This window comes from Nocardioides deserti (genome assembly GCF_014266025.1).
In the GTDB taxonomy this organism is placed as follows: domain Bacteria; phylum Actinomycetota; class Actinomycetes; order Propionibacteriales; family Nocardioidaceae; genus Nocardioides; species Nocardioides deserti.
Map to the genome: position 1 here is coordinate 331,727 of NZ_JACMYC010000001.1, position 13,734 is coordinate 345,460.

Below are 13,734 nucleotides of genomic sequence, written 5' to 3' on the forward strand. Positions count from 1 at the left end.
TGTCCGGATGTCGGCAACGGCACAGTCGAGAAAGGTCGTGACGCGTGCGGATCGCGATGCTGTCCTACCGGAGCGCACCCCACACCGGGGGGCAGGGCATCTACCTCCGTCACCTCACGCGGGAGCTGGCCAACCTCGGTCACGAGGTCGAGGTGTTCTCCGGTCAGCCCTACCCCGAGCTCGACCACCCCGGGGTCAGGCTGACGAAGGTCCCGAGCCTGGACCTCTACCGGCAGCCGGACCCGTTCCGGGTGCCGAAGCTGCGCGAGTTCCGCGACCGCATCGACGTCGAGGAGTTCCTCACGATGTGCGCGGCCGGCTTCCCCGAGCCGAAGACGTTCAGCTCGCGCGTCGCCCGGGTGCTGCGCGACCGGGTCGAGGACTTCGACATCGTCCACGACAATCAGGTCCTCGGCTACGGCATGCTCGAGATCGAGAAGATGGGGCTGCCGCTCGTCACGACGCTGCACCACCCGATCACCTTCGACCGTCGCATCGACATCAGCCAGACCAGGAACCCGTGGCGCAAGTTCACGCTGTGGCGCTGGTACGGCTTCCTGCGGATGCAGGCCAAGGTCGCCCGCGCCGCCCGCAAGATCCTGACGCCCTCGGAGGCGTCCAAGCGCGACATCGCCAAGGACTTCGGCGTCGACCCTGCGCGGATGCAGGTGATCCTGCTGGGGGTCGAGGACCTCTTCAAGCCGCCGACCAGGCCGCGCGTGCCGGGCCGGATCCTGGCCATGGCCAGCGCCGACGCCCCGATGAAGGGCATCGCGACGCTGCTGGAGGCCTTCGCCAAGCTCCGCACCGAGCGCGACGTCGAGCTGGTGCTCATCACCAAGCCCCGGCCGGGCGGCACCACCGAGCGGCTCATCGAGAAGCTCTCGATCGGCCACTGCGTGCGGTTCGTCAGCGGCGTGACCGACGAGGAGCTCGTCGACCTGATGGGGTCGGCCGAGGTCGCGTGCGTGCCGTCGCTGTACGAGGGCTTCTCGCTGCCCACCGCGGAGCTGATGGCCTGCGCCACCCCGCTGGTGGTCTCCCGGGCAGGGGCGATCCCCGAGGTGACCGGCCCCGACGGCGAGGCCGCCGACCTGGTCACCCCCGGCGACGTGGGGGAGCTGACCCAGGCGCTCGGCGCGCTGCTCGACGACCCCGAGCGTCGCGCCCGGATGGGTGCCGCGGGACGCAAGCGCGTCGAGGAGATGTTCAGCTGGCGTGCCGTGGCGGTCAAGGTCGCCGCAGCGTACGAGGAAGTGATCGAGGACCACCGCCGCGAGCGCGGCGCGCGTCCCGCCGACGAGAGGAACAACCGTGCTCACCGTTGACTTCGACCGCCTCGGGCTGCGCCCGGGTGACCGCGTCCTGGACATGGGCTGCGGGGCCGGCCGGCACGCGTTCGAGATGTACCGCCGCGGTGGCGACGTCGTCGCCTTCGACATGGACGCCGACGAGCTGTCCAAGGTGCGTGACCTCTTCACCGCGATGAAGGAGGCCGGCGAGGTGCCCGAGGGCGCCGAGGCCGACGTCAAGGAGGGCGACGCGCTGCAGCTGCCCTTCGCGGACGGCGAGTTCGACCGGATCGTGGCCGCCGAGGTGCTCGAGCACATCTGGGCCGACGTCGACGCGATCAAGGAGCTCGTCCGGGTGCTGCGCCCGGGCGGCACGCTCGCGATTTCGGTGCCGCGCTGGCTGCCGGAGGTCATCAACTGGAAGCTCTCCGACGAGTACCACAACGCCGAGGGCGGCCACATCCGCATCTACACCGACCACGAGCTCATCGACAAGGTCACCAAAGCGGGCCGGCCCAACGACGGCGAGCCCGGCGACGCGATGGTCTTCGAGGGCAAGGACTACGCCCACGGCCTCCACGCGCCGTACTGGTGGATCAAGTGCGCGGTCGGCGTCAACAACGACGACCACCCGCTCGCGAAGGCGTACCACAAGCTGCTGGTCTGGGAGATCATGAAGCAGCCGACCGCGCTCAAGGTCGCGGGCAAGGTGCTCGACCCGCTCATCGGCAAGAGCATGGTGCTGTACTTCCGCAAGCCCGAGACCGCCGACGCGCGTGCTGCCGGTGCCGATGTCTGAGCTCCTGCCGTACGTCGAGGGCGTGCTGAGCGCGGCCCAGGTCGGCGAGACCGCCGCGTCGATCGCCGCGATGCAGGAGCCCTCGGGCGCCGTGCCGTGGACGACCGGTGAGCACGTCGACATCTGGAACCACGTCGAGGCCGCGATGGCGATGCTCGTCGGCGGCCAGGTCGAGGCCGCCGAGCGCGCCTACGCCTGGGTGCCGACGCTGCAGCGCGAGGACGGCTCGTGGCCGATGAAGATCGTCGGCGGCGAGGTCGAGGACGAGCGCGGCGAGGTCAACATGTCGGCGTACTTCGCCGTGGGCCTGTGGCACCACTGGTTGGTACGCCGCGACCACGCGTTCGTGCAGCAGTACTGGCCCAGCGTGCGCGCCGGCCTGGACTGGGTCGTCAGCCAGCAGCTGCCCTTCGGCGGGATCCGGTGGACCCCGACCGAGGAGGGCGCGCTCCTCGCCGGCTCCTCGAGCATCTACCAGTCGCTGCGCGCCGGCGTCGCGCTGGCCGACCTGCTCGACGACCCGCAGCCGGAGTGGGAGCTGGCCGGCGGCCGGCTCGGCCACGCCGTGCGCGAGCACCGCGACCTGTTCCTGGACAAGGCGACGTACTCGATGGACTGGTACTACCCGGTCCTCGGCGGCGCGGTCCGCGGCGACGCGGCCTTCGAGCTGCTCGAGACCCGGTGGGACGACTTCGTGGTGCCGGGCCTCGGCATCCGCTGCGTCGACACCAACCCGTGGGTGACCGGCGCGGAGACCTGCGAGCTGGTGATGGCGCTGGACGCGATCGGCGACCACCGTCGCGCGCTCCAGCTGCTGGCCGACATGCAGCACCTGCGCGCGGACGACGGCAAGTACTGGACCGGCTGGGTCTTCGGTGACGACGTCAACTGGCCCTACGAGTGGACGACGTACACCGCCGCCGCCGTGATCCTGGCCGTCGACGCCCTCGGAGAGGTCGCCGGGCACAGCTCGGCCGGCTCTGGGATCATGCGCGGGACCTCGCTGGCCCCGCACTTCACCGAGCTCGCGCTCGAGTGTGGCTGCGACTCAGCCGACGAGCTCGCCGGCAGCGCCGGTCGTCCGGCGTAGGACGCGCATGGAGCCCAGCGCCTCGACCTGGTCGAAGGCGCCGGACTCCACTGCGCGCAGGAAGACGTGGTACGGCGCCTGGCCGCCGTCGGCCGGGGCCTGGAACACGTCGTGGATCACCAGCAGGCCGCCCACCTCGAGCCAGTGCGCCCAGCCGGTGTAGTCGTTCTGCGCGTGCTCCTCGGCGTGCCCGCCGTCGATGAACAGCATCGACAGCGGGGTGCGCCAGTGGGTGGCCACCGTGGTGCTGCGACCGATGACGGCGACGACGCGGTCCTCGAGACCGGCGCGCTTGAGCGTGCGGCGGAAGGTCGGGAGCGTGTCCATCTCGCCGAACTCGTCGTCGACGAGGGTCGCGTCGTGGTGCTCCCAGCCGGCCTGGTTCTCCTCCGAGCCGCGGTGGTGGTCGACGGTGAAGACGACCGCCTGCGGCCCGCCGACCTCGCGCGCGGCGGCGCCGAGGTAGATCGCGGACTTGCCGCAGTAGGTCCCGACCTCGAGCGCCGGCCCGTGGGCGAGGCGGTCGAGGGCGACGCGGTGCAGCAGCATCCCCTCGTCCTCGGGCATGAAGCCCTTCGCGGCCAGGGCGTGTCCCAGCCAGTCGGAGGGGTGGTCGACCGTGTTCGTCACGGCGTCAGACTAGTAGGGTTGGAACACGTTCTAGTTCTCGCCTGAGGGCTGGGCAGCCTGGAAGGACGCCTCCCATGTCGATCGGGATCTCCGACGAGCACGTCGAGCTGGCCGAGAGCCTGCGCAAGTGGGCCGCGAGCCTCGACGGACCGGCCGTGGTCCGGGCCGCGGAGGGCACGGCGGCCGAGACGTTCGCCGCGACCTGGCAGGCAGTGACCGAGATGGGCGTGGCGTCCATCGGGCTGCCCGAGGCGGCCGGCGGTGGCGGCGGGTCGGTGCTCGACCAGGCGGTCGCGCTCGAGGCGTGCGCCCGCGAGATGGTGCCCGGTCCGCTGCTCGGGCCGGTCGTCGCGGCGGCGCTGCTGGGGGAGTCGGAGATCGCCCCGGTGCTCGGCGAGGGTGGGGTCGTGGCCGTGGCGCTCTCGGACCTGGTCTGGGACGTCCCGTCGGCCACCCACGTGCTGGTCGAGGTCGGCGGGGGCGCGGGCGGCGGCTGGCGGGTGCTGCCGGCCGAGGGCGTCACCGTCGTTCCGGGCACCGGGCTCGACCTCAGCCGGCGCTACGGCACGGTGTCGGTCGACGACCCGACCGTCGGTGTCGCCGTGCCGGCCCTGACCCGCGAGCTGCTGCATCGCACGGTCGTGACGTACGCCGCCGCGGAGGCCGCGGGCCTCGCGCGGTGGTGCCTGGACACCGCGGTCGAGTACGCCAAGGTCCGCGAGCAGTTCGGCCAGAAGATCGGCGCCTTCCAGGCGGTCAAGCACCTCTGCGCACAGATGCTCGAGACCGCCGAGGCCGTCACCAGCGCCGCGTGGGACGTCGCGTCCGCGGCGCAGCACGGGATCTCGGGGGAGGCCGACGACGAGCAGTGGGCGTTCGCGGCCGACGTCGCCGCCGTCACCTGCTTCGACGGTGCGGTCGAGGTCGCGAAGACCTGCATCCAGGTGCTCGGCGGCATCGGCTTCACCTTCGAGCACGACGCACACCTCTACCTGCGCCGGGCGGTCGCCCTGCGCAGCCTGGTCGGCAGCACCGACGAGGCCGCCCGGCGGCTTACCGCCCGCGCGGTCGCCGGCACCCGACGGCGGCTCGAGGTCGACCTCGAGGGGCGCGACGCGGCGGTGCGCGACGAGGTGCGCGCGACGGTCGGGTCGATCGCGGCCCGGCCCGAGGAGGAGCGGCGGGCCGGCCTGGTGGACACCGGCTACCTGATGCCGCACTGGCCGGCGCCGTACGGCATCGGGGCGGACGCGGTGACGCAGATCGTCATCGACACCGAGCTCGCGCGGGCCGGCGTGACCCGACCGGACATCGTCATCGCCGGGTGGGCGCTGCCGACGATCCTCGAGCACGGCACCGACGACCAGCGCGAGCGATTCGTGGAGCCGTCGCTGCGCGGCGACCTGGTCTGGTGCCAGCTCTTCTCCGAGCCCGGGTCCGGTTCGGACCTGGCGTCGCTGCGCACCCGCGCGGAGAAGGTCGACGGCGGCTGGCGGCTCACCGGCCAGAAGGTGTGGACGTCGATGGCCGAGCGCGCCGACTGGGGCATCTGCCTGGCACGCACCGACCCCGGCGCCCCGCAGCACAAGGGGATCTCCTACTTCCTCGTCGACATGCGCTCCGAGGGCATCGACGTGCGGCCGCTGCGCGAGATCACCGGCGAAGCCCTCTTCAACGAGGTCTTCCTCGACGACGTGTTCGTGCCCGACGACATGATGGTCGCCGGCCCGGGGGACGGGTGGCGGCTGGCCCGCACCACGCTGGCCAACGAACGGGTCGCGATGGCGAGCAGCCGCCTGTCGAAGAGCACCGAGCGGGCCGTCGAGCTCGCCGCCGGTGGGCTCTCGGTGGCGCAGGAGGTGCGCGTCGGCCAGGCGGTCGCCCTGTCGACCGTGTGCTCGCTGCTCGGCGTCCGGTCGACCCTGCGATCGCTGGCCGGGCAGGGGCCCGGTCCGGAGTCGAGCGTCGCTAAGCTGCTCGGCGTCCGCAACCGCCAGGACGGTTCGGAGCTCGTGGTCGCGCTGCACGGCGACCGCGCGCTGACCGACGCCGAGGACGTCCGCGCCGACGTCTGGGAGATGCTCAACACCCGGTGCCTCTCCATCGCCGGCGGCACCACCCAGGTGCTCCGGAACGTCGCCGGCGAGCGCATCCTCGGGCTGCCGCGCTGAGGCGGTGACGGCCGTTCCTGCGACGGCCGTCACTGCAGGTCAGGAGGCGTTTTCGGCCGATTCTGCGGCGGGCCCGCGGACCCGTACGATTTGCCGGTGCTCGACGCCTCCATCCTCGCCTACTTCGCCGACGACACCACCCGCACGTACCAGCTCGTGCAGTGGCTGCCGGTGCTCGAGCAGCTCGCCGAGCACCAGCCCGTCGGCGTCGTCGCGCGCGACCCCGAGGCGGCCGCTCTGCTGCGCACGCGGACCTCGCTGCCGGTCGCGCTGGCCGAGTCGTTCCCCGAGCTGACCGAGCTGTACGCCGTGGTCGACCCGAAGGTCGTCCTCTACGTCAACAACTCGATGCTGAACTTCCAGTCGCTGCTGCACGGCCGCGCGTTGCACGTGCACGTCAACCACGGCGAGAGCGACAAGCAGAGCATGGCCAGCAACAACGCCAAGGCCTACGACCGCGTCCTGGTCGCCGGCGAGGCCGCCGTGCAGCGCCACGTGGCCGGGCTGCTCGAGCTCGACACCCGCCGGCTGGTCCGGGTCGGCCGCCCGCAGCTGGACCTGCAGCGCGAGCCGCTGCTGGAGCCGAGCAGCCGCCGCACGGTCCTCTACGCGCCGACGTGGGAGGGCGACGCGGAGTACAACGACTACACCTCCGTCGACACCATCGGCTCCGATGTCGTGCGCGCGGTGCTGGCCGTGCCCGACGTGCGCCTGGTCTACAAGCCGCACCCCAAGGTCGTCACCAGCGAGACGCCGGCCGTCCGCGACGGGCACCGCACGATCCTGGCGCTCCTCGACGAGGCGGCCCGACGCGACCCGGCAGCCGGCCACGTCGCCGTGCTTGCCGGCGACATCCTCGCGCTGATGCCCGACTGCGACGCGATGGTCACCGACGTCTCCTCGGTGGGCCTCGACTGGCTCTACCTGCGCACCGAGCGCCCGATCTTCATCACCGACCGCCACCACGACGCCGAGCGGCTGCGCCGGGAGGTCCCGGTCAGCCGCTGCGCCGACGTCCTCGACTCCGTCGACGTCCCCGCGCTCACCGAGCTGGTCGCCGCGCGGCTCGACCACGACGCGCACCACCTCGCCCGGGTGGCCATGCGGCACCACTACTTCGACGACCTCCAGGTCGGCGACAGCACTCTCCGCTTCCTCGACGCCGTCGCCGAGCTCGCCGCCCGGCGCGACCACCTCCTCGGCGAGATCACCCTCGGCACCGCCATCACCGCCTGAGCCGGTCCGACCAGCGGAGGCGGGTCAGCCGGCGCGGCGGCCCTGCTCGCGGCGGTACTGGTTCCAGTGCCAGTGCAGGAAGCGGTCGATGGCGCGGACGACGTGGGAGCTGCGGATCGAGGGGAAGACGTCGAAGGCGTGCTGGGCGCCGGGCAGCTCGGCGTACACGACCGTCCGCTTCGAGACCTGCCGCAGCTTCTCGACGAACGACCGCGCCTGGCTGACCGGGACGAGGGTGTCGTACGCGCCGTGCAGGACGAAGAAGTCCGGGGCGTCGGGGGTGATCCGCAGGATCGGGGAGGCGTCCTCGAAGACCTCGGGGTCCTCGGACCACCGCTTCTTGAGCACGCGCGGCGCGAGGAAGAGGTCGCGCAGCTGCTCCGCGGCGCGGGTGCCGGTCGAGCCGGCGAAGTCGTAGACGCCGTAGTGCGGCACGGCGACCTGGACGGAGGTGTCGGCGTCCTCGAAACCGGGCTGGTACGCCGGGTCGCCGGGCGTGAGGGCGGCGAGCGCGACGAGGTGGCCGCCCGCCGAGCCGCCGGTGATCGCGATGTACTCGGGGTCGCCCCCGTGCTCGGCGATGTTGGCCTTGATCCAGGCGATCGCCTTCTTGACGTCGACGACGTGGGCTGGCCAGTCCGAGCGTGGCGAGAGCCGGTAGTTGATGGCGACGCAGACCCAGCCCTTCGCGGCGAGGTGCTGCATGAGCGGGATGCCCTGCTGGTCCTTGTTGCCGATTGTCCAGCCGCCGCCGTGCACCTGGAGCAGGACGGGCGCGCCGCCATCGGGGACGCCGTCGGCGGGGGAGTAGACGTCGAGGAGGCCGCGCCTGCCGATGGCGGGGTCGTAGGCGATGTCCTTCTCGACGCGGACGCGGGCGTCGCGCATCCGGAACGGGTTGACCAGCCGACGCCACGGCACCGCGAGGTCGGCCGGGGTCGGCTTGGCGTCGAGCTGCTCGAGGTAGTCCGCGCCGAGCGCCTCGACCAGGCTCTCCTCGGCCTGGTGCTGCACCTGCCGCGCCTGGGCGACCAGGTAGGACAGGCCCGCCGCGCTGGCGGCGGCGAGGGCGAGCCCGCGCGCGTCCCGCTTCGGCCCGCGGGCGTGCGCCGCGGCGTCGGCCACGGTCAGTGCGAGCGCGTGGGGCGCGAGCTCGCCGACGAGCCAGCCGGCCATGAAGGCGGGGATGCCGGGACGGAAGCCGGGGAGCGGTCGAAGGGCGTTCGCGGTGAGCGCGGCGGTCACTACCTGGCGTCGGAGGAACGACATGCGGACGAGGGTAGTCCGGAGTTGACGCGCGTCACGGGCGCGCCCGCGTGACGTCGTACGGTCGTGGACGTTACCGGAGTGGAACACGTTCTACGTCGAGGGAGTTGCTGTGGTCGACCGGCTGTCGGGGCTCGATGCGAGCTTCCTCTACCTCGAGACGCAGGCCCAGCTGATGCACGTCTGCGGCGTGATCGTCCTGGACCCGGCGACGATGCCCGAGCCGTACTCGTTCGAGCGCCTCCGGGCCACGGTCCACGAGCGGGTGCGCGACACCCCGGCGTTCACCCGCAAGCTGCGCCGCGTGCCGCTGGGTCTCGACCACCCGATCTGGGTGCGCGACCGGCAGTTCGACATCGAGCGGCACGTGCACCGTCTCGCGCTGCCGCGGCCCGGCGGCCTCGCGGAGCTCACCGACCTCGCCGGCCACCTCGCCGGGCAGCCGCTGGACCGCTCGCGGCCGCTGTGGGAGATGTGGGTGATCGAGGGGTACGACGGCGGGCTGGACCACGACCTGGTCGCGGTGTTCATGAAGATGCACCACGCCACGGTCGACGGCGTCTCCGGCGCCAACCTGGTCTCGCACCTGTGCAGCCTCGAGCCGGAGGCCGAGCCGCTGGCGACCGCCGCGGACCAGCGCTACGGACGCGACCCGGACCGGCTGGAGCTGCTCGGCCGCGCGCTGCTGTCCAACGCGACCAAGCCGGTCCAGGTGGCCAAGCTGCTCAGCCCGTCGGCCCAGCTGGTCTCGCGCACGATCGGCCGCGCGCGGGCCGGCACCGCGATGGCCGCCCCGCTGACCGCGCCGCGCACGTCGTTCAACGGCACGATCACCGGGCACCGCACGATCGCGCTGACCGACATCGACCTCGAGCAGGTGCGCGAGGTGAAGGCGGCGACCGGCACGACGGTCAACGACGTCGTGCTGACGGTGGCCGGCGGTGCGTTGCGTTCCTACCTCGAGGACCGCGGCGAGCTGCCCGACGACTCCCTGCTCGCGACCGTGCCGGTCTCGGTGCACGGCAGCTCGAGGCGGTCCGCCGGCGCCAACAAGGTCTCGGCCCTCTTCGCCAAGCTCGGCACCGACGAGGAGGACCCGCTGGTCCGGCTCGAGGACATGGCGACCCGCAACCGACACGCCAAGGAGCACCACAACGCGATCAGCGCGGACTCCCTCCAGGACTGGGCGGAGTTCGCGGCGCCGCGGACCTTCGGGCTGGCGGTGCGGACGTACGCCTCGCTGCGCCTGGCCGAGCGGCACCCGGTCGTGCACAACCTGGTGATCTCCAACGTCCCGGGTCCGCCGGTCCCGCTGTACTTCTGCGGCGCCGAGGTGCTCGGCCTCTACCCGCTCGGCCCGGTCTTCCACGGCGCAGGCCTGAACATCACGGTGATGTCCAACCACGGCCACCTGCATGTCGGCGTCATCGCCTGCCGGGAGTCGGTGCCGAACCCCGACGACCTGGTGCAACGGTTCCCCGCGCAGCTGGCCGAGCTGCGCGCCGCGGTGGCCGCCCGCCCGCTCCGCGAGGAGGCCGAGCCCGGCTGATCACGCTCATCTGATGCTCAGCTGATCTCGGGCAGCTCCTGCGCGGCGCCGAGCAGGGCCCGGAACGGGTCGCCGTGCTCGGCGATCCGCTCCAGCGCCGTGCGGATCGTCCACCGGTCCGGCCGCAGGTCCGGGTCGTCGAGCTCCTCCCACCGGATCGGCACCGACACCGGAGCGCCGGGTGCCGGCCGCGGCGACCACGGGCCGACGAGCGTCTTGTTGACGGCGTTCTGCGTGTAGTCCAGCCGCGCCAGCCCGCCCCGCGCCTTGACCTCCCACTTCCAGCTGACCAGCTCCGGCACGACCTTCCCGACGGTCCGCGAGAGCCGCTCGACCCAGGCGCGGGTGTCGCTGAACGAGTAGCCGGGCACGACCGGCACCCACACCTGGATGCCGCGCCGCCCGGTCACCTTCGGCAGCGCGGTCACGCCGAGGTGGTCGAGCGCGGTGCGGTGCAGCCGGGCCAGCACCAGCAGCTCCTCCCAGCTGGTGCGCTCGCCGGGGTCGAGGTCGACCAGGGCGTACGTCGGCTCGTGCATCGCCTCGGTCCGCGAGGTCCACGGGTGCCACTCGAGCGCCCCGAAGTTGGCCATCCACACCAGCGTGGCCGGCTCGTCGGCGACGACGTACGCCGTGGTCTCGCCCTCGTCGGCGTCCGGGTTCTCCCAGCAGTCCACCCACTCCGGCGCGTGGTCGGGACGCTGCTTGTGCCAGAAGCCCGGCCGGTCGGCGCCCTCGGGGTAGCGGTGCAGGTTGACGGCCCGGCCCTCGAGGTAGGGCAGCGCGACGGGCGCCACCTGCGCGGCGTACGCCAGCAGCTCGCGCTTGGTGATCGCCTCCTCGCCGGGCCGGCCGGGGAAGAGCACCTTGTCCAGGTTGGTGACCTTGAGCCGCCGGCCGTGCACCTCCCAGGTGCCGCCGCTGCCGGGCAGTTCCCCCAGGGCGTCGATCGCCTCGTCGGGGACGCTCGCGGCCGGGGTCGGCGGCACGCCGGCGAGGACGTCGTCGTTGGTGCGCCCGCTCAGCACCGACCGCGGGTGGTCCTCGGGGTCCCAGCCGTCCACGGCGTGCTCGTCGCGCTTGTGCAGGAGCATCCACTCGTCCTTGCCCGGGCCCTTGCTCAAGTCCTTGCTCTCGCGGCGGACGAGGACGAGCCGGCCGCGCAGCTTGCGACCGTGCACCTCGACGTGGAGCTCGCCGGCGGCGACGGCGGCCGCAGGGTCGTCGGTGCGGACCGGCTCGAAGGTGCCGGTGTCCCACACGATGACGTCGCCGCCGCCGTACTCACCGCCGGGGATCGTGCCCTCGAAGTGCAGGTAGTCGACCGGGTGGTCCTCGACGTGCACGGCGAGCCGCCGCGTGCCCGGGTCGAGCGTCGGACCCTTCGGCACCGCCCAGCTGACCAGCACACCGTCGATCTCGAACCGCAGGTCATAGTGGAGGTGGCTGGCCCGGTGCCGTTGCACCACGAAGCGCGGCGCACCCTCCTCGGTCGCCACGTCGCCGGCCGGCTCGGGGGTGCGGGCGAAGTCGCGCATCGAGCGGTACGTCGCGAGCGGGTCGGTCACGGCCGGTCGGTACCCACCGCCGGGCACGGGCTGCCGCACGCGCCGCTAGTCGGGCGCCTGCTGCTCCTCGATCTCGCGCTGGTCCACGGCGCGCTCCCGCTCGGTGACCGATCGCTCCCGCTCGGCCGAGCGCCGGTCGTGCTCGTCGGCGGCGAGGTCGCGTTCGTCCGCCGCCCGGTCGCGGTCGTCGGCTGCCCGGTCGCGTTCGTCGGCGGCGCGGGACCTGTCCTGCGCGGCCTGCCCGGACCAGCGTTCGCGGTCGGCCGCGACGGTGTCGCGCTCGTCGGCCTCGCTCGCGCGCACCTCGAGGTCGATCGCCCGCTGCTCGGCTGCTCGATCGTCCGGTGGGGGACCTGGGTCCGTCATCGGTTCCACCTCCGCTCCGCATGGTCGCACGCGGGGCGGGGCGCCGTGTGGGCCTGCGTGCCATCGTGGCCGGCATGAGCGAGACAGCAGCAGACGCCCCTGTCGTCGTCGTGACCGGGGCGAACGGCTTCGTCGGGTCCGCCACCTGCGCCGCCCTGGTCGAGCGCGGCGCCTCCGTGCGAGCGGTCGTACGCCGTGCCGGCTCGGCGCCGGCGGTGCCCGGGGTGGAGGAGCGGGTCGGCGAGTTCGGCGACCCGGCGTTCGCCGCGTCGGTCGTCGAGGGCGCGACCGCCGTGGTCACGACCGTGCACCCGATGGGGTCGGACCGCGAGACCCAGCACCGGGTCGGCGTGGCGGCCACGACCACCCTCGCGCGGGCCGCCCGAGACGCCGGCGTCGACCGGCTGGTGCACGTGTCGACCGCGGCGGTCTACGACCGCTCGCCGGGGATGGGTGACGTCGACGAGGGCTCGGCGCTGGTCGGCGAGGACGGTGGCGACTACGGCGTCACCAAGCGCGACACGGACGCCTCCCTGGCCGAGGTCGACGGGACCACCCGGGTGCTGGTCCGGCCACCCGCGATCCTCGGGCCGGGGGAGACCTCGGTCTGGAACACGCTCCGGCCCGCCGCCGTCCGCGACCAGCCGGACGCACGGCGTACTGCTCCGGACAAGACGTTCGCCTGGGTCCACGTCCGCGACCTCGCCGCCTTCCTCGCCGACGTCGCGGTCGGGGTGGTGGCCCAGTCCGACGACCCCGGCCGCGGGCCGGTCGTCGGCGGCTGCACGCCGGTCAACCTGGCGGCCGAGCCGGCCCGGACGCGGAACTACTACGAGACCGTCACCTCCGCCGTCGGCGTCGAGGCGGCGTGGGTCGACGAGCCGTCGTGGACCGGCCGGATCGTCGCCGACCGGGCGCGCGCCTGGGGCTGGTCGCCGACCGTCACGCTGGAGCAGGCGCTCGCTGAGCTGGCCGACGGGCTTCGCTGACCGACGACTGCCCACTGCTGCCCGCTGCTGCCCGCTGCCGATGACGGGTCGTGTGCCCTGCGACGCGCCGGGCCGCGTCGGGGAGCACACGACCGGCCCCGGGACAGTCGCGAGGCTCAGCGCCGGACGGCGTACCGCGTCATCACCACGCCCCCGGGGAAGGTCCGCGTCTCGGCGAGGTCGAGATCCACGCGAGCGTCCAGGTCGGCGAGGAACGGCAGGCCGCCGCCGAGCAGCACCGGGTGGGTGACGACGGCGTACTCGTCGACCAGTCCGGCCCGCATCGCCGCCGCGGCGAGCGTGGGTCCGCCGACGCAGAGCGGTCCGCCGTCCTCGGCCTTGAGGCGGGTCAGCTCGGGGACCGGGTCGCCGGCGACGAGACGGGTGCCCCAGCCGACCGCGTCGAGCGTCGAGGAGAAGACCACCTTCGGGGTGTCCCGCCAGTTCCGCGCGAACGCGACCTGGGCCGGGGTGGCGTCGGGCTGCTGGTCGCCCGTGGGCCAGTAGGAGCTCATCGCCTCCCACAGCCGGCGCCCGTAGGCGATCACGTCCGCGGCCTGTTGCTCGGCGAGCCACCACTCGAACAGCTCGTCGCTCGAGGCGCCCCACCCGTGGTCGCCGTCGGGCCCGGCGACGTAGCCGTCGAGGCTCACGTTCATCCCGTAGGTCAGCGTCCGCATGCCTCGCACCTTCCGTCCGTCACTCCTGGACGAGGTGGACCGGCGCGGCGTGCGGGACTCATCGGCTCTGGTCCAAGGCGGGCGCGGGATCACGGCCG

The 13,734-nt window shown here is 73.1% G+C and carries 12 protein-coding genes; 7 read left to right on the forward strand and 5 right to left on the reverse strand.

Annotated features, from left to right (window positions below):
• Positions 1-44 precede the first annotated feature (44 nt).
• The 3 genes from H7344_RS01600 to H7344_RS01610 are packed head-to-tail and all read left to right on the forward strand — an operon-like array spanning position 45 to position 3,181.
• On the forward strand, positions 45-1,328 hold the full coding sequence (locus tag H7344_RS01600) for a glycosyltransferase family 4 protein (protein ID WP_186344259.1): 1,284 nt from the start codon (positions 45-47) through the stop codon (positions 1,326-1,328).
• Positions 1,315-2,091, forward strand: coding sequence for a class I SAM-dependent methyltransferase (locus H7344_RS01605; RefSeq protein ID WP_186344260.1), 777 nt, complete (start codon positions 1,315-1,317; stop codon positions 2,089-2,091). Before H7344_RS01600 ends, H7344_RS01605 begins: the two co-directional genes overlap by 14 nt.
• Positions 2,084-3,181: a prenyltransferase/squalene oxidase repeat-containing protein gene (locus tag H7344_RS01610; protein WP_186344261.1), complete on the forward strand. Its 1,098-nt coding sequence runs from the start codon at positions 2,084-2,086 to the stop codon at positions 3,179-3,181. Before H7344_RS01605 ends, H7344_RS01610 begins: the two co-directional genes overlap by 8 nt.
• Here the strand turns inward: H7344_RS01610 and H7344_RS01615 are convergent.
• Positions 3,140-3,811 (reverse strand): class I SAM-dependent methyltransferase, encoded by a 672-nt coding sequence (locus H7344_RS01615; protein WP_229706805.1) that lies wholly within the window; start codon positions 3,809-3,811, stop codon positions 3,140-3,142. The two genes, H7344_RS01610 and H7344_RS01615, sit on opposite strands and share 42 nt — an antisense overlap.
• 74 nt (positions 3,812-3,885) lie before the next feature.
• Between H7344_RS01615 and H7344_RS01620 the strand changes: the two genes are divergently transcribed.
• Together H7344_RS01620 and H7344_RS01625 are read left to right on the forward strand one after the other, a co-directional pair.
• Positions 3,886-5,982, forward strand: a complete 2,097-nt coding sequence (locus H7344_RS01620; RefSeq protein WP_186344262.1) for an acyl-CoA dehydrogenase — start codon at positions 3,886-3,888, stop codon at positions 5,980-5,982.
• A 96-nt stretch (positions 5,983-6,078) separates the two neighbouring features.
• Positions 6,079-7,218 (forward strand): CDP-glycerol glycerophosphotransferase family protein, encoded by a 1,140-nt coding sequence (locus H7344_RS01625; protein WP_186344263.1) that lies wholly within the window; start codon positions 6,079-6,081, stop codon positions 7,216-7,218.
• A 24-nt stretch (positions 7,219-7,242) separates the two neighbouring features.
• On the opposite strand, the gene H7344_RS01630 is transcribed toward H7344_RS01625, so the two are convergent.
• Positions 7,243-8,487, reverse strand: a complete 1,245-nt coding sequence (locus tag H7344_RS01630; protein WP_186344264.1) for an alpha/beta hydrolase — start codon at positions 8,485-8,487, stop codon at positions 7,243-7,245.
• Between the two features lie 109 nt (positions 8,488-8,596).
• On the opposite strand from H7344_RS01630, the gene H7344_RS01635 reads away from it, so the two are divergent.
• Entirely contained in the window at positions 8,597-10,033 is a 1,437-nt protein-coding gene (locus H7344_RS01635) for a WS/DGAT/MGAT family O-acyltransferase (protein WP_186344265.1), read from the forward strand.
• Positions 10,034-10,050: 17 nt separating this feature from the next.
• Here H7344_RS01635 and ligD read toward each other — a convergent pair whose 3' ends face one another.
• Both ligD and H7344_RS01645 read right to left on the reverse strand, forming a co-directional pair.
• Positions 10,051-11,601, reverse strand: a complete 1,551-nt coding sequence (gene ligD / locus H7344_RS01640) for a non-homologous end-joining DNA ligase LigD (protein WP_229706804.1) — start codon at positions 11,599-11,601, stop codon at positions 10,051-10,053.
• A 45-nt stretch (positions 11,602-11,646) separates the two neighbouring features.
• Positions 11,647-11,967, reverse strand: a complete 321-nt coding sequence (locus H7344_RS01645) for a hypothetical protein (protein ID WP_186344266.1) — start codon at positions 11,965-11,967, stop codon at positions 11,647-11,649.
• A gap of 74 nt (positions 11,968-12,041) precedes the next feature.
• Here H7344_RS01645 and H7344_RS01650 point away from each other — a divergent pair, with 74 nt between their 5' ends.
• Positions 12,042-12,956, forward strand: coding sequence for an NAD-dependent epimerase/dehydratase family protein (locus tag H7344_RS01650; protein ID WP_186344267.1), 915 nt, complete (start codon positions 12,042-12,044; stop codon positions 12,954-12,956).
• 116 nt (positions 12,957-13,072) lie between these two features.
• Here H7344_RS01650 and H7344_RS01655 read toward each other — a convergent pair whose 3' ends face one another.
• Entirely contained in the window at positions 13,073-13,636 is a 564-nt protein-coding gene (locus H7344_RS01655; RefSeq protein WP_186344268.1) for a dihydrofolate reductase family protein, read from the reverse strand.
• Between the last annotated feature and the right edge of the window lie 98 nt (positions 13,637-13,734).